Below are 21,676 nucleotides of genomic sequence, written 5' to 3' on the forward strand. Positions count from 1 at the left end.
GTGGGACGCGCGAGGGGCGGCGCTCAGCCGACGCGGGTGAGCAGCGTCACCGGGGCGCCGTCGCCCGCGTACCGGTAGGGCTCCAGCTCGGCGTCCCAGGCGGTGCCGAGCGCCTTGTCGAGCGCGTGCGCGAGGGCCTCGGGGGCCCGGGCGGCGGCCATGATGCCGCGCAGCCGGTCCTCGCCGAGCTGGATGTCGCCGGCCGCGCCGACGGTGGCCCGGAACAGGCCCCGCCCCGGAACGTACATGAAGCGTTCGCCGTCGACGCCCGCGCTGGGTTCCTCGGTCACCTCGAAACGGATCATGGGCCACTGCCGGAGGGCAGCAGCCAGCTCGGCGCCCGTCCCCGGGCGACCGGTCCACCCGCACTCGGCCCGGCGGGCGCCGGGGTCGACGGGCTGGGCCGTCCACTGCAGGTTGACCGGCGCGGCGAGGACGCGCGCGATCGCCCACTCGACGTGTGAGCACACGGCGAGCGGGGTGGAGTGGACGTATACGACGCCACGCGTTGGCACGGTGACCTCCCGGAGAGCGAGGTGCGTCTTCCCCTACGACCTCGACACCCGAGTGGCTGTTGGAACACATGATGACTGGTGGGACGGATGGTGCGCCAGGGAATCGCAGAATTCGCCGCCCCGGCCGGGGCGGAATGTCGGGCCGGTGGCCCCGGTTGTGTCCTGGTGACAGTCACGGTGACCGGCCAGGCATCGTGGTCGTGTACAGTTCTCTCGGCGGCTTGTGCCGCGCACATCTTCGACGGGTCGAGGTCTTCCCGGGCGTCACCCGTCACAGCCCCCGGACGTTCCCGTCCTCCCGTACGTCTCCAAGGAGTACCTCCGTGGCGAGCAACACCTCTAAGACCGCGCGCGCGTCAGTCCGGGCCGGCCAGGCTGGCCAGGGTGGGGCCCTCAGCGTGCTGGGCGAGTTCAAGTACCTGATCCCGCTCAACGGCGGCAAGCACGCCTACGTGCGGAACCTGACCAACGGCAAGACCGCGCACCTGCGCACCGACTCCGACGCCTTCGTCGAGGAGATCCGGACGCTGGCCGCCGCCGGCCACGCCGCCAAGATCCGGGCCGAGCTGAACAACCTCGCCGCCGCCCACCCGGACCACGGCTGGGACGCCACCGAGAAGCGCCTCGCCGAGGCCGGCGTCTTCGGCGGCTGAGCCCGCCCGCGACACGGCTTCACCTGCGCCAACCGCTTCACCTGCGCCACACCGAACCGCCCGCCGGGCCACCCGGCGGGCGGTTCGCCGTCTGCGCCCGCCCCCGCCCCACCTCCGCCGGGCCGCGTCCGCGGCCCCCACCTCGGCCCGCCTCCGCCGGCCCGCCTCCGCCGGCCCGCGCCCGCCGGGCCGCGCCCCGCCGCCGGGCCGCGGGTGCGTGAGAAGGGGACCCTTCTCTACCGCAGGCGTTAAGAAGGGGCCCTTCCTTGCACAGGGTTGGCGTGATGTCATGGCGGGTAGTCGGTTTGTTACCGCCGGGTCACCCGGGGGTGACGTTTCCGTGGCGGCCCGAGGGGAGGCGGCGATGCCGGAACACGTGGAGGTGCGGCTCGCAGACGACGTGCGCCTGCACGTGGAGGCGTCCGGGCCGGCCGACGCCGAGGTCACCGTTGTCCTGCTGCACGGCTGGACGCTGGACGGGCGCAGCTGGCACCGGCAGCTCGCCGCCCTGCGCGAGCGGTTCGGCGACCGGGTCCGGGTGGTCACCTACGACGCCCGGGGGCACGGTCGGTCCGGCTGCATGGCGCTGCGTACCGCCACCCTGGCCCAGCTCGGCGACGACCTGGCCGCCGTGCTCGACGCAGTCGCCCCGGCCGGGCCGGTGGTGCTGGCCGGGCACTCCATGGGCGGCATGACGATCATGGAGTACGCGCACCGGCACCCCGGGCACTTCGCCGCCCGCGCGGCGGGGCTGGTGTTCGTCTCGACCACCGCCGAGGGGCACACCCACACCGTGTACGGCCTCTCCCCCCGCATCGCCCGGCTGATCCGGCTGGCCGAGACCACCGGGGCGGGGGTGCTGGCCCGCTGCGGCGCGTGGCGTCCGCCCCGGGCGCTGCTGCGCGCCCTGCGGCCCAGCATCCGCTGGATGCTCTTCGGCGACCGCTGCGACCCGACCGACATCCGGCTGGTCACGTCGGCGGTGGCCCGGGCCACGCTCCGCTCGATCGGCGGGTTCCGGGCGTCGATCGGGGCCCAGCACCGGCTGGACACCCTCGCGGCGCTGGCCCACCTGCCGGCGGCGGCGCTGGTCGGCGACCGGGACCGGCTCACCCCGCCGCCGTGCGCCGAGTCGATCGCGGCGGCCCTGCCGGCGACGGCGCTGACGGTCTGCCCGGGCGCGGGGCACATGCTGATGATGGAGCGGCCCGAGCAGGTGAACGCGGCCCTGGCCGAGGTGCTGGGCCGGGCGCTGGCGGGCGCGCGGGAGGCGTCCGCGCGGCGCTGACGGGGGCCGCACCGGACCTGACCGGGGCCGCGCCGGCGCTGACCAGGGGCCGCCCGGGACGTGGGGTGGATCGCGGCGGCGGCATGGCCCCGCGAAGCCGTCGGCTGCTGGCCGTACCCTCACCCGGTCACCCCGGCGCGCCGCCGCGCCCCTGGCGCGGCCGACGCCGCCGTCTGCGAGGAGCCCGTACGTTGACCGACCGCACGACCCTGGAGCAGGAGATCGCCGCCGAGCAGCGGCACCTCGACCGGGTGTACGCCCGCCTCGCCGAGCTGCGCCGCTTTGCCGCGCAGGCCGAGAAGGACGGCTACCGCCTGGCCCGGGTGGGCAACTTCGGGGCGCTCGTCGAGCGGGACGCGATGGTCTTCCACGCCGCCCAGCGCCGGCACGTGCTCGACGCCGAACACGAGGGGCTGGTCTTCGGCCGGCTGGACCTGCGGGAGGGGCAGGTGCTGCACGTGGGGCGGCTCGGGGTGCGCGGCGAGGACGCCGAGACCCTCGTGGTCGACTGGCGGGCCCCGGCCGCCGCCGCCTTCTACCAGGCGACGCCCGCCCAGCCGCTGGGCGTGGTGCGGCGGCGCACCATCTCCTCGGCGGCGGAGCGGGTGACCCGGATCGAGGACGACCTGCTGGACCCGGCGGCGGCCCCGCCGGACATGGCGGTGGTGGGCGACGGCGGGCTGCTGGCAACCCTGTCCCGGGCCACGGGCCGGGGGATGCGGGACATCGTGGCCACGATCCAGCGCGAGCAGGACGAGGCGATCCGCTCCCCCGCCTCCGGGGTCACGATCGTCTCGGGCGGGCCGGGCACGGGCAAGACGGCGGTGGCCCTGCACCGGGCGGCGTACCTGCTCTATTCCGACCGCAGCCGCTACGCCGGCGGCGGCATCCTGGTGGTGGGCCCGTCGGCGGTGTTCGTGGAGTACATCGCCTCGGTGCTGCCGTCGCTGGGCGAGGAGACGGCGACGTTGCGCTCGCTCGGATCGCTGTTCCCAGGGATGGGCGCGACGCGCACCGACCCGCCGGAGGTGGCGGCGGTGAAGGGGTCGCTGCGGATGCGCCGGGTGCTGGAGCGGGCGGCGCGGGACGCGGTGCCGGGCGGGCCGGGCGAGCTGCGCCTGCTCTACCGGGGCGAGCTGCTGCGGCTCGACCGCCGGGAGCTCGACGGCATCCGGGACCGGGCGCTGGGCCGGGGGGCCCGCCGCAACGAGTCGCGCCGGGCGGGCTTCGACGGGGTGTTCGCGGCGCTGTGGGCCCAGGCCCGGCGGCTGGGCATCGGCCGGCTGCCGGAGCAGCGCGCGTTCGAGGACGAGATCGCCGAGCGGCCCGAGTTCCGCGAGTTCCTCAAGGCGTGGTGGCCGCGGCTGCATCCCCGGCACGTGCTGGGCTGGCTGGCCCGTCCCGACCGGCTGCGGCGGTACGCCGCCGGGGTGCTGTCCCGGGCGGAGGTCGGCCTGCTCGTCGAGGCGTACCGGACGCTGGACGCCGAGGGGCTCACGATCGCCGACATCGCCCTGCTCGACGAGCTGGACGCGCTGCTGGGCAAGCCGGTGCAGCCGAAGCGGGCGAAGCGCGACCCGTTCCAGCTCGCCGGGGGCGTACGCGAGCTGAGCACGCACGCCGACCGGCAGCGGGCGGCGCGCCAGGCGGCCCGGGAGCGGCCGGAGGACTACCGCGACTTCGCGCACGTGGTGGTCGACGAGGCGCAGGACGTGTCGCCGATGCAGTGGCGGATGATCGGCCGGCGCGGCCGGTTGGCGTCCTGGACGGTGGTGGGCGACCCGGCGCAGACCGCGTGGACGGGGGACCCGCAGGAGCTGACCCGGGCGCGGGACGCGGCGCTGGGCCGCCGGCGGCGGCACGAGTTCGAGCTGACCACCAACTACCGCAACTCGGCGGAGATCTTCGCGGTGGCGGCGGCGGAGATCCGCCGGCTCTACCCGGACCTGGCGCTGCCCCGGGCGGTGCGGTCCACCGGCGTGGCCCCGGTCGAGCTGACCGTGCCGGCGGCCGGGCTGGCGGCGGCGACCGTCGCGGCGGTCGGCGACCTGCTCGGCGAGGTGGAGGGCACGGTCGGGGTGATCACGCCGGTGCCGCGCCGCGACGAGGTCGCGGGCTGGCTGGCGGGCCGGGCCGCGCCGCGCCTGCAGGTGGTGACCAGCCTCCAGGCCAAGGGCATGGAGTACGACGGGGTGGTGCTGGTCGCCCCGGGCGAGATCCGGGCCGACCCGGGCTCGGGCGTGCGGACGCTGTACGTGGCGCTGTCCCGGGCGACCCAGCGCCTCGTCACCATCGACCCGACGGGCTGACCGCCCGCCCCGGCCGTGCCCTGGCCGGACCGCTGTCGATCACTTGCACATATTGCGATGTGAGCATAGATTGGGCCGGTCGAGGGGTCACGGACGGAGGGTGTGGGCGTGGGCGCAGGGCATGACCACCACCACGGGGCGGCGAACGTGTCGGCCCGCCACTCGGGGCGGCTCTGGGCGGCGTTCGCGCTGCTCGCCGCGCTGATGATCGTCGAGGCGACGACCGCGCTCGGCACCGGCTCGCTGGCGCTGCTCTCCGATGCCGGGCACATGTTCACCGACGTGCTCGGCATCGGCATGGCGCTCGCCGCGATCACCGCCACCCGCCGGGCCACCGCCGACCCGCAGCGCACCTTCGGGCTCTACCGGCTGGAGGTGCTCGCCGCGCTCGGCAACGCCCTGCTGCTCAGCGGCGTCGCCGTCTACGTCCTGGTCGAGGCCGTCCGGCGCTTCGGCGACCCGCCCGAGGTGACCACCGGCCCGATGCTCGTGGTGGCGGTGCTGGGCCTGCTCGCCAACGTCGCCGCGTTCGCCCTGCTGCGCAGCGGGGCGAAGGAGAGCATCAACCTGCGCGGGGCGTACCTGGAGGTGCTGGGCGACCTGCTCGGGTCGGTCGGCGTGATCGGGGCGGCCGTGTTGATCATGGCCACGGGCTGGTGGTGGGCGGACCCGGCGGTGGCCGTCGCGATCGGCGTGTTCATCCTGCCCCGCACCTGGCGGCTCGGGCGGGCCGCGGTGCGCATCCTGGTGCAGGCCGCGCCGGAGCACCTCCAGGTGACCGCCGTGCACGACCGGCTGGCCGCCGTGCCCGGCGTGGTCGAGGTGCACGACCTGCACGTCTGGACGCTGACCTCCGGCATGGAGGTCGCCTCGGCGCACCTGACCATGGCGCCCGGCGCGGAGGTCGGCGCGGTGCTGACCGCCGCCCGCACCGCCCTGCACGAGGACTTCCACATCGAGCACGCCACGTTGCAGGTCGAGCCCGGAGCGTCCCGCGACGGCTGCGGGCCGGCCGGCTGGTGAGACCGAGAGCCATCAATTTTCGCGACATTCGCGGTCGAATGGCCGACTTGACAGGTTTCATCCGCGTACCCTCCGTCACGGAGGCAGCGCTGGCCCCACACGCACCGGTAGGCTCGGCCCCGGCCATCGCCGGGCGGCGCCCTCCGGCGCCTGTGGTGGCCGCCGCCTAATCGCCCGCGGGCGAGCCGGGGAACCATGTGTGTGGGGTGCATCCGCTCCAGAGCGGTAGGGATCTTCCGTCCCGAACCCGTCAGCTAACCCGGTCGGCGGCTGACGGAAGGACACGCACATGCCAGTAGTGGCACCTGTAGGAAGGATCGCCGCCCGGGTGGCGGCGGCGCTGGCGCTGACGCTCGCCGTCGGTCTCGGGGTCGCGCCGGTGACGCCGGCCGGGGCCGCGCCGCCCGTCGGCCTGCTCGCCGCACCCGGCGACGACGAGGAGGGCGGCACGCCCGCCCTGCGCGCCCAGCTCGAGGCGGCGAGCAAGGGCTACCTGGAGGCCAAGACCGCCCTCGACCGGTCGGTGAAGCGGCAGCAGCAGCTCGGCGGCCAGCTCAAGACGGTCGAGGCCGAGCTGGTCACCCGGGGCGCCAAGGTCGGCGAGATCGCCGGGGTGGCGTACAAGAAGGGCCGGCTCACCGCCGCCTCGGTGCTGCTCGACAGCAGCTCCCCCGAGGGGTTCCTCGACCGGGCCGCCGCGCTCGACACGATCGCCGCGAACGAGGACCGGGCGCTGCGCGAGCTGCTGACCACCCGGGACGAGGCGACGAAGACCCGGCAGGCCCTCGACGGCGAGATCCGCGAGCAGCGCAAGCAGGTCGCGTTGATGGGCAAGCGCAAGGAGCAGGCCGAGCGGGCCCTCACCGTGGCCAACAACAAGGCCAGCAGCAGCGGCGGCGGGTCCAGCCCGGGCGGCTCCTCCAGCGCGAACGCCACCCCCGCGAAGCGCAACGCCGACGGCTCCTGGCCGGCGGAGTCGTGCAGCGTCAACGATCCCACCCCGGCCAACGGCTGCATCACCCCGCGCACCCTGCACGCGCTCAACCAGGCCAAGGCCGCCGGCTTCACCCGGTACGTCTCCTGCTACCGGCCCGGTGGCTCCGGCGAGCACCCGAAGGGCCGGGCCTGCGACTTCGCCGCGCAGAAGGGCGGCTTCGGCGGCGTGGCCACGGGCGGGGACCGCACCTACGGCAACAACCTGGCGGCGTACTTCGTGCGCAACGCCGACCGGCTCGCCGTGCTGTACGTGATCTGGTTCAAGCAGATCTGGCTGCCCAGCAGCGGCTGGAAGGCGTACAGCGGCGGAAACGGGGACCCGTCCAGCGACCACACCAACCACGTGCACCTGTCGGTGATCTGACCCGCGCCCGCCCCGGGCGGCCCTCCCCCGTCGGGGCGGGCCGCCCGGGGCGCTACGCCGTGCGACCAAGCACCTCGCCGAGCCGGCGGGCCAGCCCGAGGTGCGCCGAGCGGGCCTGCCGGAAGGCGTACGTGAACAGCGGCGTCGGCGCGGCCAGGGTGATCTCCACGTCGACGCGGAGCAGGCCGTCCGGCTCGTCGCGCAGCCGCGTGTGATTACGCACCGTCGTGGAGGGCCGCTGCCGGGCCACCGTGACGATCTCGTCGTCGGTCACCACCAGCACGTCCGCCTGGTATGTCACGCCGAAGCGCAGCGGCCCGGCGGCGAGCTGGTCGGTGATCGCGTAGCTGGCCAGGGCGCCCGGCCGGGGCGGCAGCCGGCGCACCCGCGTGATCAACGGATGCAGCTCGGTCTGCCGGGCGGGGTCGCTGAGCAGCGCCACCGCCTCGGCCCGCGGGCAGCGGGCCTGGACCGAGTACTGGAAGCTGTCGCGCCGGGGCATCCGTCGATCGTCCCCCACCCGGGGGCGTGGGGGAAGAGTCGGGCCGCCCCGGCACCGGAAACCAGCGTCGGCGGCCTCGTCAGGCGCCCGGCAGCACCTCGGGGGTGGCCGTGCCGGCGAGGTAGGGCTCGGGGGCGCCGAACAGCCCGAGCAGGCCGGTCACCCAGAGCTGCCGGTGCACGAACCGGCTCGGCTCGGTGACGATCAGCTTCACCCCGCTGACCTCGGCGGTCTGGAAGCCGGCCACCATCGCGCTGATGCCGACCGAGTCGATGAAGGTGACGAGGCGCATGTTCAGCTCGATGCGGGCGGGCCGGCCCTTGGTGAGCACCTCGGCGATGGCTTCACGCACCTCGTACGCGGTGTCGACGTCGATCTCGCCGCGCGGGGCGATCTCGATGACACCACCGGAAAGAACCGACTTCACGATCGACAGGCTCACGCGAGCACCTCCACTCGCCCGTTGACGGGCGCCTCATCAGTACGCGGGCCGCGACCGAGAGTATTCCTCCGATGGCCTCGGTCGCCACCCCTCGGGATGAGCAATTCGTGGATCAGGGCAAAACACGTTGCCCTTATCCGGACTTTTCAGATCCTGTTTGCCGGACGACCGGCCCGGGGCCGGTGTCGCCGACCCAGGGTAGCGGTCTCCTCCGACCTTTGCGCGCACCCCGCACTTCGGGCGTGTGCCCCACCCGGCCGCCACCCGCGCGACTCGCCGCCGTTGCCCGCCCCGCCTAGCATCGGCGGCGTCCACACCCGTGACACGGAAGGGACCACCTGATGATCCGGAGACTGGCCGGCCTGGCCGGCGTCGGCGCGCTGCTCGCACTCATGCTGGCCTGCGGCTTCGGCGGCGCCGGGGACGACGATGACGATGACGACGACGACTTCGCCCGGGGCTCGGCGGTGGTGTCCGTACGCTGAGGGCACGGCCGGCACGCCGGGGGTTTGCGGCGGCGGCGGGCGGGGCACTGCCCCGGTGGGCGGACCGCGCCGGGCGTGCCGGCGGACCGCCCACCGGTCTCACGCCGCAGTCCGAAGTGGCCGCAAGCTTCGGCACCCGAGGAGGTAGCACGATGTTCGGAACCAACCTGCTGGAGCGCCGCAGCAAGCCCGAGCGGATCGCCGACCAGGCGTGGCAGCACCTGGCCTCCGCCGTCGTCTCCGCCGGCGACAGCGTCCGCGGCACCGCCCGCTCCGCCCGGCGCAGCGGCTCGGGTCTCGCCGACGACGCGGGCGACCTGGTCGGCTCCGCGGGTGAGCTGGTCGGCTCCGCGGCCGACGAGGCGCGCCGCCGGGCGGTGCTGGCCTTCGACGCGCTCGCCGGTCGCCGGCCCGCCCTGCCCTGGGGGCTGCTGATCGGGGCCGCCCTGGCCGGCGCGGCGATCGGCTGGGCCGCCGGCTCGGCGGCGCGGGCCGCCGGGCGTCGGGGCGAGCGCGACGTCGAGGAGATCGAGTTCGTCGACGTCGACCGGCCCAACTCCCCGGTCGGCCTGGACGGCTGAGCCTGGACGGCCGGCCGTCGCCGCCGGTCCGCCGAGGAGCGCCCGAGGCCCGGGCGAGGACCCCGAGGCCCCGCCGAGGAGCGCCCGAGGCTCGGGCGAGGACCCTGAGGCCCGGCGAGCACCCGAGGCCCTTCGAGACGTGAACCGGGCCGGCCTCCGTGCGGGGAGGCCGGCCCGGGGTTTCGGGCCCGCGCGGGGCGGTCAGGTGGCGGTCAGTTGGCCGTGCAGGTCAGGATCGCCGGGGTCGAGTCAGCCCCGGTCCCGCTGGCGACGAAGCCGAAGGTGGTGCTGCCGCCGACGGGCAGCGTCCCGTTCCAGCCCGCGTCCCGCACCACGACCTGCGCCCCGGTCTGGGTGTAGGTGCCGCCCCAGAGCTGGGTGATCTGCTGGCCGCCGGGGAAGTTCCAGACCACTCCCCAGAAGCTCTTCGGCGTGCCGCTGTTGTTCTTCACGGTCACCTCGCCCTGGAAGCCGCCGGACCAGGAGGTGGTCACCTTGTACGTCGCCGAGCAGGCCCCGGCCGGAACGGGCGTGCCCGTCGCCGGAGGCGTCGTGACCGGAGGCGTGGTGGCCGGCGGGGTCGTCGCCGGCGGGGTGGTGGCCGGCGGGGTCGTCGCCGGCGGGGTGGTGGCCGGCGGCGTCGTGGCCGGCGGGGTGGTCGTCCCGCCGAGCCGGTCGGCGACGATGATGCCCCGCCCGTTGGTGCCCAGGTAGGCCCGCCCGTAGACGCGCGGGTCGCCGGTCAGCGCCTCGCCCGCGTTGCCGTACTGGTGCCTGTCGTCGTTGATCCGGACCCAGGCCGCGCCGGTGTTGTCCGACCGGAACAGGCCGGCCTGCCCGTCGACGGTGCCGAAGGTGAACACCGCCGGGTACGTCTGCCCGGGGGCCGCCTTGCCGAAGCCCACGTTCACCGCCGACGACACCCCGGCCTGCTTGACGAAGGTGGCCCCGGAGTCGGTCGAACGCCACAGCCCGCCCTCGCCGGCCAGCCAGATGTCGCCCTCCTTGCCGGGCACCGCCTTGAACTTCACGTTCCCGGTGCTCGGCAGCCCGGTGGCCGCCGACGCGGTGAAGCTCGCCCCGCCGTTGCTGCTGACGTAGAACTTGCCGCCGGAGAAGCCGTAGAACTTGTTCTTGTTGACCCGGTCGGACTCGACGACGGCGTTGGCCGGGATGCCGGTCGCCGCGGTCCACGAGTTGCCGAAGCCCACCGAGCGGACGACCTGCTGGCCGGGGTCGGCCGGCGACCAGACGAACTGGCTGCCGTCGGCGGACGCGGCGACGGTGCCGCCGTTGTTGATCCCGCCCGGCTCGCTGCCCTGGAACCAGTTGGCCCCGCCGTCGGTGGAGAACGCGACGTGGCTGTCGTTGGGGCGGTCGGCGTCGGTGAAGTTGCCGGCCCGCACCAGCACGGCCGGGTTGGTCTCGGCGTAGTCGATGCTGGTGGTGCTGGTGAAGACCGGCTGGCTGAAGATCTTCGCCGGCACGGCGTCGAGGTCGGTGTGCCGGAAGCCGCCGAGGTCGCCGAGCGCGCTGACCAGCGGGGCCCCGGTGGGCGGGCTGACCAGGTCGAACACGGCGGTCTCCTCCAGGCCCTTGACCATCGGCTTGATGGTGAACTGGCCGCCGGTGTCCCACTTGGTCAGGTCGGTGCTGCCGTAGATGGTCGCGCCGGTGCCGTACATGAACCGGTTGGAGTCGTGCGGGTCGATCTCGACCGACTCGTTCATCCAGCCCAGCTTCGGCGTCTCCTCCGGCGGGGCCGGGTTGGTGCCGAAGGTCAGCCACGGCACCGAGGAGATGTCCATGGTGTACTTCTTGCTGCGGTCCGGGTAGCTGGTGAACTCCCAGATCCGGGACCAGGTCGCGCCCCCGTCGGTGCTGCGCCAGAAGATCGCGTCCGGCCACCAGGAGATCTGGGTGGCCACCATCAGGGTGTTCGGCTTCTGCCGGTCGATGGTCAGGCCGGAGTAGCCGAAGTAGGCGTCGGAGCTGGACGACGGGATCGGGCTGATCTGCGTCCACGCGCCGGTGGCCCGGTTGAACTTCCACACGTCGCCCTTGGCCCCGTCGTACGGGCCGCCGGTGTCGCTGGTGGCGATGTACAGGTAGCCGCCCACCGGGTCCACGACGCCCTTGTGGGCGAGGTAGCCGGTCGGCTGGCCGGGGATCCGCTCCCAGGTGGCCCCGCCGTTGGTGCTGCGGTAGACCGGGTTGGCCTTGTCGGCCACGCCGACGTAGATCGTCTGGGTGGCGTTGCCGGCCGTGCCCGTGCTCTTGTCGAACGACACCCAGGTCAGGCCCTGGTTCTGGCTCTGGTAGCCGGTGCTGTCGTTCGGGTCGGCCCGGTAGTTGCCGACGTTGGGGAAGTTGGCGACCTTGGCCCAGGTCGCGCCGTAGTCGGTGCTGCGCCACAGGCCGTTGCCGCCCTCGGCGCCGTAGTAGATCGTGCTGTTCTTGTTCGGGTCGACGGCGAGGCGCTCACCCATGCCCCGGCCGGGCATGTTGCCGCCGTTCTTGAACGGCAGCTCGGTGACCTGCCAGGTCGCGCCCTTGTCCGACGAACGCAGGATCGCGCCCTTGTTCGGGTCCCAGTCGTTGGTGTACATGCCGACGGCGGCGTACACCCGGTTGGTCTGCACCGGGTCGGTGGCGACGCTGACCACGCCGTTGTAGCCCCACTTGTCCGCGCCGACCCAGTCCAGCAGCGGCGTCCAGGACTGGCTGGCCTGCTCCCAGCGGTACAGGCCGCCGATGTCGGTGCGGGCGTAGATCAGGTTCTTCTCGGTGGGGTTGAAGACGACGCCGGGGACGAAGCCGCCACCGTCGATCCGCACGTTCTTGAACGAGTACGGCTCCGCGGCGGCCGCGACCGCCTCGGTGGACGGGGCGACGGTGAACTGAACGGCCACGACTGCCGTGGCGGCGGCCAGCACGGTGGTGACCGCGCCGACGAGACCTCTCCGCATCTGCGGTTTCCTCTCGGGGATGCCCGTGATGGTGGGACGAGCACGACGTCGGCGGTCGACGGACGACCGTGCCCGGACCCGACGTCGGGGCGCGGGAAGCCTGCCCGGGCTTCCCACCGGCACGCGCGGCTCCCGCTGCCGAGGAAGGCATTCACGGTAACCTCTACCGGGCCGAGTTAGGAAGCACTCCAAACAAACTCGCCCGGCCGGCGGACCGGCGACGGCCGATCAGTCGAGGTGGTAGACGTACCCGTCGCCGACGGCCTCGCGCCGCACGCCCAGCCCGTCCACCGGCCGAAGCTCCGCGCCCTGCCACGGCGTGCCCGCCGTGTACGCCGGCAGCACCACCACCGTACGCACCCCGACCCCCCGCAGGTACGCCACGGACGCGGCGTCCGGGAAGCCCGCGCTCGCCGCCCGGATCTCCTGCTGCTTGGCCGGGACGAACGACGCCAGCCCGTTGACGATCTTCGGGAAGCCGTCGGTGGACCAGAGCATCACGTGGAACTCCCGGATGCCGTCGCTGGGCAGCACCAGCGCCGGACCGCGCAGCCCGTGCATCGCCGCCGGCGCGACCGGGGCCGGCACGTGCGGGGTCCGGTTGACGCCCTCGGCGAGCACCAGCAGCACCGGCAGCACCAGCACCAGCCGTCCCCAGCGCCGCCACCCGCCACCGGGCCTCCCCGCCGCAGCCGGCTCCGAATCGGTGTCGATGGTCAGCGCGCCGGCGGCCAGGACGCCCAGCAGCAGCGTCGTCCACAGCACCAGCCGGCCCGGGGTGCGCACGCCGTCCCAGCCCGGCACGTGCTCCACCAGCGTGACGTACCCCGGGTCGCCGTCCCCGCCCAGCGTGCTGCCGGCGGCCAGCGCCACGGTCACCAGCGCCCCGACGGCCAGCGCCACCCGGTGCCGCACCCGCCACGCCGACACGAACAGCCCGGCGGCGGCCAGCCCGATCAGCACCATCCCGGGCAGCAGCGTCATCTCCCCGGCGAAGCTCAGCGAGGCCCGCGCCGCCTCGTGCCGCTCCCCCCACAGCCACGACTCCGGCGGCGCGGTGAGGAAGCCGCGCAGCGGCGGGGAGAACATCGCGATCTGCTCGACCGTGCGCCGGCCGTCCGGGTGCCGGGCCACCACCTCGAAGTAGGGCGCGGCCATCAGCAGGGTCACCCCGGCGAAGAACACGCCGCCGGCCAGGTCCGCCACCAGCAGCCGGCGGCCGAACGCCGGCCGCCGCCGACGCCGCCACCACGACCAGCCGTACCCGCCGGCCGCGCCGAGGCAGATCAGCGCCAGCGCGTACGCGAAGGGCAGGCCGATGCCGAAGCCGAGGCTGACCTGCCAGGCGGCGACCGCCCAGCCCGCCCCCGCCCAGCCGGGGCGCACCCGGTCGGGGCGGTAGCCGTGCCGCAGCGACCAGCCGTGGCCCCGGGCCAGCATGGCCAGCGCCAGGGCGATCCCGCCGACGCTGAGCACGTGCAGGTGCCCGGCCTGGGCCAGCTTCCACGGCGCGTACGCGAAGGACGCCCCGGCCACCGCCGCGCCCGCCCGGCCCGCGCCGAGCTGCCGCGACAGCGCGTACGCGCCGACGAAGGCGAGCGCGTGCACCAGCACGTACAGCAGGTTGTAGCGGACCACGGCGGCGACCGGCCCGTCGCCGAAGAACCCGAACGGGGCGTAGCCGAGCAGCGTGTCCGAGTACGCGTACGTGTACGGCTCCGGCCAGAACGTGTTGGAGTGCCAGAGCTGCGTCGGGTTGGTGAGCACCGCGTGCCCGCCCCAGGCGACCTGCCACGCCTGCAACGTCGGGTCGCCGACGTCCTGCGGGATGGTGCCGGTCAGGTCGCGCACGGTCGGCCAGGTCAACACCACGGCCAGCACCAGCGACCCGAGCACCGCGAGGGTCCACTCGTGCCGGGCCAACCGGCCCGCCATCGCCCACCACCGGCCGTCGGCCGGCGGCCCGGCGGCGGCGGCCGGGGCCACCTCGCGAACCTCACTCATCGCCTGCTCCCCGCTCCCGACGGTCAACGCCGCCTGAGATCGTGCCGGACCACGCGCCGTCTTGTCGACCGTCATCACTGCAAGGAGGGGCACCTTGTTAACGCTTTCTGCATAGGAAGGGACCCCTCCTAACCGCCGAGCCCCGGGCCCGGCGCAGGCGGGCGGTCAGATCAGGCGCAGCTCGCGGGCGCGGCGGACGGCCTCCCGGCGGCGGGTGGCGTCCAGCTTGCGGTAGATGTTGCGCACGTGCGTCTTGACGGTGTTCACCGACAGGGACAGCTCGGCGGCGATCTCCACGTTGGACAGGATGCTCTGCAGGTAGCGCAGGATGGTCAGCTCCCGCTCGGTGAGCGGCTCGTCCAGCGCCCGGTCCGGCGCGGGGCCCGGCCGCGCGGGCGGCTCCTGCGCCGCCCGGACCAGGTCGCTCACCGTCGGCCAGTGCGCCGTGCCGGAGTCCAGGTGCGCGGCGAGCAGGTCGCGCACCCCGGGCTCGGCGCGGGTGAACGGGCGGCGGAACCCCTCGGCGGCGGCCAGCTCCAGGACCCGTTCCAGCGTCCGCCCGGCCCGCCGGGCGTCCCCGGCCCGCCCGGCGAGCACCGCGTCGAGCACGCCCGCGTCGAGGCGTACCGGCAGCGGCCAGGCGGCGGCGTCGGGGCCGTCCCAGGGCGGCAGGGCGCGGGCGGCGGCGGCCGGGTCGCCGGCGCGCAGCTCGACCCGGGCCAGGGCCACGGCGGACGCCTCGGTCGGGCCGTCCGGCCGGGCCAGCGCGTCGGTCAGCAGCTCCCGGGCGGCACCGGGGTCGCCGGGGCCGGCCCGCAGGTCCGCCTCGGCCGCCAGCAGCCAGCCACGCAGCTCCCCCGCGCCACCGCCCCGCCCGGGCTCCGGCGCGGCGCCGGCGGGCGGCGGGGGCGCGAGCGCGTCCCGGGCGGCCGACAGCAGGCCCAGGCCGGCGGCCGGGTCGCCGCGATCGCGCAGCAGCGCCGCCCGGCACAGCGCGGCGAGCGCCGCCGCCGCCGGCTCGTCGGCGGCCGGGCCGGCCAGCGCCAGGTGCGCCTGCGCGTCGTCGGGCAGGTCCCGGTGCAGCGCGACGACGGCCAGCGCCAGGTGGGCGTACGCGCAGTCGGTGCGGCAGGACCAGCCCTGGCAGGGCGGCATGGCCAGGGCCTCCCCGGCGGCGCGCTCGGCCGCCCGCAGCTCGCCGAGGGCCGCGTGCAGCAGCGCGGCGCGGCTCACGCAGAGCAGCTCGGTGCGGGCCCGACCGGCGGTCCGGGCCGCCGCGAGCGCGCCGTCGAACTCGGCCGCCGCGCCGCGCAGGTCGCCGCCCGCGAGCGCCACCAGGCCGAGGGCCGCGCCGGCCGTCGCCCGCACGTCGGCGTCGTCGGCGGCGCCGGTGCGCGGGTCGTCGGCCGACCCCCCGGGGGTACGCGTGCCGAGCAGGCGCGCCGCCGCCCGGCGTACCTCGTCGGGGTCGCCGGTCAACCGGGCGAGGGTGACCTCCAGCGCGACGGCCAGCCGGCGGAACCGGTCCCGGCGCGGCACGGGCAGCGACCGGGCGTGCCCGGCGGCCCGGCGCAGCTGCGCGGCGGCGGCGTCCCGGTCGCCCGCGTGGGCCCGCTCGGCGGCGGCGGCCAGCGCCAGCTCGGGGTCCCGCCGCACCTCCTCCTCGGGGGGCGCGGCGGGGACGGGCCCGCCCGCGCCCTCGCGGTCGTACGGCACGAGTTCCGGCCAGCCGGTGACCAGCAGCTCGGTGGCCGCGTCCCAGTGCCCGGCGGCGAGGGCGTGCCGCAGCGCCTCGGCGGGGCGGGCGTGCCCGGCGTACCAGCCGGCCGCCCGCCGGTGCAGGTCGCGGCGCTCCTCGGCGGTCAGCTCGCCCAGCTCGGCGCGGAGCAGGTCGGCCAGCAGCGGATGGCAGCGGTACCAGGGCGGCCGGCTGTCGTCGCGGTCCACGAAGCCGCCGGCCGCGGCCAGCGCGGTCAGCGCCCGCCCGGCGTCGGACCGGCCGGTCAGCGCGTCGACCAGGCCGGCGCTGACGGCGTCGGCCACCGCGCCCCGGCGCAGCGCGTCGCGGGCCGCGTCGTCGAGCGGGGCGAGCACCTCCGAGCGCAGGTAGCCGGCCACGTCCGGCTGGTCGCCGCCGAACTGCTCCAGCCAGCGCACCGGGTCCGGCCGGTCCCGCGCGGCCAGCGCGGCCATCCGCAGCCCGGCCGGCCAGCCGCCGGTGCGCGCGCGCAGCCGCGGCACCGCCGCGGCCGGCAGGAGCACGCCGTGCGCGACGAGCAGGTCGGCCACCTCGTCGTCGGTGAAGGCCAGCTCGCCGGGTCCCACGGTGGTCAGCTCACCGGCGAGCCGCAGCCGGTGCAGCCCCGCCGGCAGGTCGGTGCGCGCCCCGGCCACCACCCGCAGCCGCCCCCCGGCGTGGCGGAGCAGGAACTCCAGGCCGGTCAGCGCCGCCGGGTCGGCGACCCGGTGCACGTCGTCGAGGACCAGCAGCACCGGGCGCTCCCGGGCGGCGAGCGCGGCGGCCAGCAGCTCCAGCCGGTCGGGCCGGGACGGGTCACCGGGAGGCCCGGCGGGGGCGTGCGGGTCCGCCGGGCGCAGGGCAGTCGTCAGGTACGCCCAGAGCCGCGCGCCCGTGTCGCCCGCCTCGACCGACACCCACGCCGGGGCGGGCTCGACGGTCCGGGCCCAGGACCCGAGCAGGGTGGTCTTGCCCCAGCCGGCGGGCGCGGTGACCAGCGTGAGCGCCCCGGCGGCGCCCTCGTCCAGCCGGCGCAGCAGGCGGGGCCGGACCAGCACCGGCTCGGGCAGCGGCGTCGGCGCGAGCCGGGACGCCAGCAGCGGCGTCGCGCCCGCTGCGGCGGGAGCGGGGTCGACGCCGGGAGCCGCCACGGTCGTCCCGTCCACCTCGTGCTGCGTCATGCGGCACCCCCACGCCACCCGTCCCTCCCCGGCTCGTGCGGCGGGCGGTTACCCGGCCCCGGCCGGTTCACCCCTTCGGGGGGAACCCGGTTCACCCGGCCGCCGCCGAGGCTGGGGGCACCGGCCGTCGGCCGCGCGGTCCCCCGTGTCGACGGCCCACCAGCGGCGGGGCGATCCCGTCGCCGGCACCGGAGAGGCGGGTGGGACGGATGGGACGGGGCAGGCGGGGCGGTCGGGCGCTGACCCGTACCGCCGGGGTGGTGGCCGGCGCGGTCGCCGGGGTGGCGGTGGCGCGGGTGCTGCGCGGGCCCTTCCGGGGTGGCCGCCCGCGCGAAGCCGGCCCGCGCGACGGGTGGCAGGTGGTCACGATCGACCGGCCGCCGGAACGGGTGCTGCCCGGGGGCCGGTGGCCGGAGCCGCTGCGCCGGCTCGACGGCGCGGTGGAGGTGGCGCAGGGGCCCGCGCCCGGCGGGCGCGGCACCGAGCTGGCGGCCCGGCCCGTGCGCGGCGTGCCGGTGGCCGGGATGGCCGCGCACCTCGTCGGTGACGACCCCGCGCCGCTGGTCCGCGAGGCGCTGCGCCAGGCCAAGCAGCTCGCCGAGACCGGTGAGCTGCTGCGCGCGGACCGCTCCCCGCTGGAGGGTCCCCGGCCGACGCGGGCCGCCCCGACCGGGCCCGGGACCGGGTGGCCCGGCCCGGCGGGGCCCGGCGGCGACCCGGCGGTGCCCGGATGAGGGCGCTGTGCTGGCTCGGCGCGGACGGCCTCGCGGTGCGGCAGGTGCCCGACCCCGAGCTGCGCAACTCCGCCGACGCGATCGTCCGGGTGCGGCGCAGCGCCACGTGCGGGGCGGACCTGCCGCTGCTCGCCGGTCGGACGGCGGCGCTGTCCGTCGGCGACGTGCTCGGGCACGAGTTCCTCGGCGACGTGGTGGAGGTCGGCCCCGGGGTCCGGCGGCACCGCGTCGGCGACCGGGTGGTGGTCTGCGCGGCCGTGGCCTGCGGCAACTGCTGGTACTGCCGGCAGGGCCTCTACTCCTGCTGCGACAACGGCAGCACCGGGCCGGCGGCGGCCGAGGCGGCGTGGGGGCAGCCCACCGGCGGCTGCTACGGCCATCCCCGCTCGGCCGGGGGCTTCGCCGGCAGCCACGCCGAGTACGTCCGGGTGCCCTACGCCGACGTCGGGGCGTTCGCGGTGCCGGAGCCGGTGGACGACGACCGGGCGGTCTTCGCCTCGGACGCGGTGCCGGCCGGCTGGCTCGCCGCCGAGCTGGGCGAGGTGTCCCCGGGCGACGTGGTGGCGGTCTGGGGCGCGGGCGCGGTGGGCCAGATGGCCGCGCAGGCGGCGCTGCTGCGCGGCGCGGACCGGGTGGTGGTGATCGACCGGTACCCGCAGCGGCTGGGCCTGGCGCGGCAGCACGTCGGCGCGGAAACCCTCGACTACCTCAGCGTCGACGTCCCGGCCGAGCTGCGGGAACGCAGCGGCGGGCGGGGTCCCGACGTGTGCGTGGAGGCCGTCGGCATGGCCTGGGACGGTGCGGGGCCCCGGTCGCTGGCCGAGCGGTTCGCCGCCGCCGCGCGGCCCGGCGTCGCCCCCGACCGGCCGATCGCGGTACGCGAGGCGGTGCACGCCTGCCGCAAGGGCGGCACGGTGGTGGTGCTCGGCACGTTCACCGGGTTCGTCGACACGTTCCCGCTCGGCGCGGTGATGCAGAAGGGGCTGACCGTGCGCGCCGCCCGGCAGCACGGGCAGCGCTGGATCCCGATGCTGCTGGACCGGATGGCGCGCGGCGAGATCCACACGGGGCACCTGGCCACCCACCACCTGCCCCTGGAGCAGGGCGCGCTCGGCTACGACCTGTTCCGCACCCGCGCCGACGGCTGCCTGCGTGCGGTGTTCACGCCCTGAGCGCCCTGAGCGGCCGTCGTCGTGCCGGGGCCCGCGCCGGTGGCAGACTCGCGGGATGGGTGAGGATCGGGCGTACGACGTCGTGCTGTTCGGGGCGACCGGGTTCACCGGCGGGCTCACCGCCGAGTACCTCGCCCGGCACGCGCCGCCGGGGCTGCGCTGGGCGCTGGCCGGACGCAACCCGGCCAGGCTGTCGGCCGTACGGGACCGGCTCGCCGGCATCGACCCGGCCCTGGCCGGGCTGCCGCTGCTCACCGCCGACGCGACCGACCCGGAGTCGCTGCGCCGCGTCGCCGGGAGCGCCCGCGTGGTGGCCAGCACCGTCGGGCCGTACGTGCACCACGGGGAGCCGCTGGTCGCCGCCTGCGCCGGGGCCGGCACCGACTACGTCGACATCACCGGCGAGCCGGAGTTCGTCGACACCATGTACGTGCGGCACCACGCCGAGGCGGTGCGCACCGGTGCCCGCCTCGTGCACGCCTGCGGCTTCGACTCGATCCCGCACGACCTGGGCGTCTGGCACACCGTCAAGCAGCTGCCGGCCGACGGGCCGGTCACGGTGGACGGGTTCGTCCGGGCGGGCGGCCGGTTCTCCGCCGGCACGTACCACTCGGCGCTCACCGCGTTCTCCCGCGCCGCCGAGGCGGGCCGGGCGGCGAAGGCGCGGCGGGCCGTCGAGCCGCGCCCGCCGGGCCGCCGGGTCCGGGCGGTGCCCGGCCGGGTCGGCCGGTCGGCGGAGCTGGGCATGTGGGCGGTGCCGCTGCCGACCATCGATCCGCAGGTGGTGCGCCGGTCGGCCGCGGCCCGGCCGGAGTACGGGCCGGACTTCCGCTACCGGCACTTCGCCGCCGTGCGGCGGTTGCCCACGATCGTCCTCGGCGCGGTCGGGCTCGCCGGCCTGACCGGGCTGGTGCAGGTGCCGGCGGCCCGGCGCTGGCTGCTCGGCCGGCTCGCCCCCGGCCAGGGGCCCAGCGCCGAGCAGCGGGCGAAGTCGTGGTTCCGGGTGCGCTTCGTCGGCTCCGGCGGCGACCGGCGGGTGGTGACCGAGGTGGCCGGCGGCGACCCCGGGTACGACGAGACGGCCAAGATGCTCGGCGAGTCCGCCCTCTGCCTGGCCCTCGACGACGACCTGCCGGCGACCCGCGGCCAGGTGACCCCGGTGACCGCGATGGGCGACGCGCTGCTGCGCCGCCTCACCGCCGCCGGCATCACCTTCCGCACGCTGGCGGTGTAAGGAAGGGCCCCCTGTTAACGCTTTCTGTATAGGAAGGGTCCCCTGCAAACATCGCCGCCCGGCGAGCGGCACGGGCGGCGTGGGCGGCACGGGCGGCACGGGCGGCACGGGCGGCGGCTTGACCCTCGACCTGGTGGAGGGCACAGGATCCTCGGCGTGGAGAGCGAACTGCGCAGCATCGGCGAGCTGGCCCGGGCCAGCGGCCTGACCGTCAGCGCCCTGCGGTTCTACGACCGCTCCGGGGTGCTGGTTCCGGCGCTGGTCGACCCGACCACCGGCTACCGCTGGTACGCCGACGAGCAGGTCGTGCCCGCCCGGCTGGTGGCCGGGCTGCGCCGGGTCGGGATGCCGCTGGCGGAGATCGCCGCCGCCGTGCGGCACCGGGCCGAGCCGGCCGTGGTGGGCCGGCTGCTCGACGCGCACCTGCGCCGGCTGGAGGACGGCCTCGCCGACGCCCGCCGCGAGCTCTCCCGGGTCCGAGCCCTGATCGACCACGAGGAGCACCCCATGACCACCCGTCTCGTCCTGTCCCGCGCCGACCTCGCCGCCGCGATCGACGCGGTCCGCTTCGCGGTCGGCACCGACCCGGAGCTGCCGGTGCTCTCCGGCGTCCTGTTCGACGTGGCCGCCGACGGCGTACGCCTGGTCGCCACCGACCGGCACCGGATGGCGGTGGCCCGGGTCCCCGGCGAGGTCGACGGCCCCGCCCGGCGGCTGCTCGCCCCGGTGGCCCTCGTCGACGCCGTCCGCGAGCTGCTGGGCGGCGACAGCGACGTGCGCACGCCGCTGGGCGGGACCGAAGGCGGCGGCCCGGCACCGCTCAGCGGCGACGGCGGGGCCGACGCCCACCTGAGGCTGGACGGGGACGGCCTCACGGTCACCGCCGGCGGCCGGGAGGTCGGCGGGGCAGCCCTGCCCGACGAGTTCCCCGACTACCAGCGGCTGCTGGGCACGCGCGTGCCGGCGTACCGGATCACGGTGGACGTGCCGGCGCTGCGCGCGCAGGTCGCCGGCCGCCCCCCGGCGCGGGTCCTGCGGCACGAGGGCGTCGACGTGCCGGTGACCGTGCTGGGCATGGACGACGCGGGCGGCCTGCGGGTCCTCGACGACGCCGCGCTGGCCGACGCCGCGCCGGACGCGGTGCGGCTCGGCGTCAACGGGCGGTACCTGCTCGACGCCCTCGACGCGGGCGACCGGGGGCAGCTCCTGCTGGAGCTGGACGGGCCGATCGCCCCGCTGGCGGTGCGCCGCCCGGACGACGCGGAGGCGTACTCCATCCTGATGCCGATCCGGCTCTGAGGCCGCGCCGCGCCGGTGCCAGCGCGCCATGTCGGCGGCATCGCGGCTTCCCGCCCCGGGGAACCCACGATGTCGCCGACATGGCGGCACCGCGTCGCGGCGCGACGGCGTCGGCCGGTGGGCTCACGGCCGGGGCCGGGCGTGGCAGGCGGCGACGGTAGCATCGGTGGGTTACCACCTGAGATTC

16 protein-coding genes, 1 pseudogene and 1 riboswitch are annotated in these 21,676 nt (G+C 76.3%); of the genes and pseudogenes, 11 read left to right on the plus strand and 6 right to left on the minus strand.

What is annotated here, in order from left to right; translation table 11 throughout:
- Positions 1 to 23: 23 nt before the first annotated feature.
- A complete protein-coding gene (locus ACFYWL_RS25750) occupies positions 24 to 515 on the minus strand; it encodes a DUF3145 domain-containing protein (RefSeq protein ID WP_043966937.1) in 492 nt (163 codons plus the stop codon).
- A gap of 323 nt (positions 516 to 838) precedes the next feature.
- Here ACFYWL_RS25750 and ACFYWL_RS25755 point away from each other — a divergent pair, with 323 nt between their 5' ends.
- The 5 genes from ACFYWL_RS25755 to ACFYWL_RS25775 all read left to right on the plus strand — a co-directional run bounded on the left by ACFYWL_RS25755 (position 839) and on the right by ACFYWL_RS25775 (position 7,148).
- Entirely contained in the window at positions 839 to 1,168 is a 330-nt protein-coding gene (locus ACFYWL_RS25755) for a hypothetical protein (RefSeq protein WP_282327715.1), read from the plus strand.
- Positions 1,169 to 1,532: 364 nt separating this feature from the next.
- Positions 1,533 to 2,456, plus strand: coding sequence for an alpha/beta fold hydrolase (locus tag ACFYWL_RS25760; RefSeq protein WP_386977489.1), 924 nt, complete (start codon positions 1,533 to 1,535; stop codon positions 2,454 to 2,456).
- A 191-nt stretch (positions 2,457 to 2,647) separates the two neighbouring features.
- Entirely contained in the window at positions 2,648 to 4,765 is a 2,118-nt protein-coding gene (locus tag ACFYWL_RS25765) for a HelD family protein (protein WP_386977491.1), read from the plus strand.
- Between the two features lie 108 nt (positions 4,766 to 4,873).
- The gene (locus ACFYWL_RS25770; RefSeq protein ID WP_386977494.1) at positions 4,874 to 5,788 is read left to right on the plus strand and encodes a cation diffusion facilitator family transporter; all 915 of its coding nucleotides are present in this window, start codon (positions 4,874 to 4,876) and stop codon (positions 5,786 to 5,788) included.
- 153 nt (positions 5,789 to 5,941) lie between these two features.
- Positions 5,942 to 6,073: riboswitch (cyclic di-AMP (ydaO/yuaA leader) on the plus strand.
- A 4-nt stretch (positions 6,074 to 6,077) separates the two neighbouring features.
- On the plus strand, positions 6,078 to 7,148 hold the full coding sequence (locus ACFYWL_RS25775) for a coiled-coil domain-containing protein (protein WP_386977497.1): 1,071 nt from the start codon (positions 6,078 to 6,080) through the stop codon (positions 7,146 to 7,148).
- 52 nt (positions 7,149 to 7,200) lie between these two features.
- Here the strand turns inward: ACFYWL_RS25775 and ACFYWL_RS25780 are convergent, their stop codons facing one another.
- A complete protein-coding gene (locus ACFYWL_RS25780) occupies positions 7,201 to 7,650 on the minus strand; it encodes an SRPBCC family protein (protein WP_386977500.1) in 450 nt (149 codons plus the stop codon).
- A gap of 79 nt (positions 7,651 to 7,729) precedes the next feature.
- Complete coding sequence (locus tag ACFYWL_RS25785) at positions 7,730 to 8,092, minus strand: STAS domain-containing protein (RefSeq protein ID WP_386977502.1); 363 nt, start codon at positions 8,090 to 8,092, stop codon at positions 7,730 to 7,732.
- A 341-nt stretch (positions 8,093 to 8,433) separates the two neighbouring features.
- Here ACFYWL_RS25785 and ACFYWL_RS25790 point away from each other — a divergent pair, with 341 nt between their 5' ends.
- Positions 8,434 to 8,577, plus strand: a complete 144-nt coding sequence (locus ACFYWL_RS25790; RefSeq protein WP_386977505.1) for a hypothetical protein — start codon at positions 8,434 to 8,436, stop codon at positions 8,575 to 8,577.
- Positions 8,578 to 8,729: 152 nt separating this feature from the next.
- Positions 8,730 to 9,158: a hypothetical protein gene (locus tag ACFYWL_RS25795; protein WP_386977508.1), complete on the plus strand. Its 429-nt coding sequence runs from the start codon at positions 8,730 to 8,732 to the stop codon at positions 9,156 to 9,158.
- 212 nt (positions 9,159 to 9,370) lie between these two features.
- Here the strand turns inward: ACFYWL_RS25795 and ACFYWL_RS25800 are convergent, their stop codons facing one another.
- The 3 genes from ACFYWL_RS25800 to ACFYWL_RS25810 form a co-directional block, all read right to left on the minus strand.
- Positions 9,371 to 12,127: a cellulose binding domain-containing protein gene (locus tag ACFYWL_RS25800; RefSeq protein ID WP_386977511.1), complete on the minus strand. Its 2,757-nt coding sequence runs from the start codon at positions 12,125 to 12,127 to the stop codon at positions 9,371 to 9,373.
- 228 nt (positions 12,128 to 12,355) lie between these two features.
- Positions 12,356 to 14,131: a hypothetical protein gene (locus ACFYWL_RS25805; RefSeq protein ID WP_386977514.1), complete on the minus strand. Its 1,776-nt coding sequence runs from the start codon at positions 14,129 to 14,131 to the stop codon at positions 12,356 to 12,358.
- 165 nt (positions 14,132 to 14,296) lie between these two features.
- On the minus strand, positions 14,297 to 17,050 hold the full coding sequence (locus tag ACFYWL_RS25810) for a LuxR C-terminal-related transcriptional regulator (protein ID WP_386977517.1): 2,754 nt from the start codon (positions 17,048 to 17,050) through the stop codon (positions 14,297 to 14,299).
- Positions 17,051 to 17,259: 209 nt separating this feature from the next.
- Between ACFYWL_RS25810 and ACFYWL_RS25815 the strand changes: the two are divergent.
- The 4 genes and pseudogenes from ACFYWL_RS25815 to ACFYWL_RS25830 form a co-directional block, all read left to right on the plus strand.
- Positions 17,260 to 17,682 (plus strand): annotated as a pseudogene (locus tag ACFYWL_RS25815) (hypothetical protein); the annotation flags it as partial.
- A 98-nt stretch (positions 17,683 to 17,780) separates the two neighbouring features.
- On the plus strand, positions 17,781 to 18,956 hold the full coding sequence (locus tag ACFYWL_RS25820; RefSeq protein WP_386977520.1) for a zinc-dependent alcohol dehydrogenase: 1,176 nt from the start codon (positions 17,781 to 17,783) through the stop codon (positions 18,954 to 18,956).
- Positions 18,957 to 19,011: 55 nt separating this feature from the next.
- Positions 19,012 to 20,190: a saccharopine dehydrogenase family protein gene (locus ACFYWL_RS25825; RefSeq protein ID WP_386977522.1), complete on the plus strand. Its 1,179-nt coding sequence runs from the start codon at positions 19,012 to 19,014 to the stop codon at positions 20,188 to 20,190.
- A 156-nt stretch (positions 20,191 to 20,346) separates the two neighbouring features.
- The gene (locus ACFYWL_RS25830; protein ID WP_386977525.1) at positions 20,347 to 21,489 is read left to right on the plus strand and encodes a MerR family transcriptional regulator; all 1,143 of its coding nucleotides are present in this window, start codon (positions 20,347 to 20,349) and stop codon (positions 21,487 to 21,489) included.
- Positions 21,490 to 21,676 lie beyond the last annotated feature (187 nt).

The sequence above is a fragment of the Micromonospora sp. NPDC002575 genome (assembly GCF_042889525.1).
In the GTDB taxonomy this organism is placed as follows: Bacteria; Actinomycetota; Actinomycetes; order Mycobacteriales; family Micromonosporaceae; genus Micromonospora; species Micromonospora carbonacea.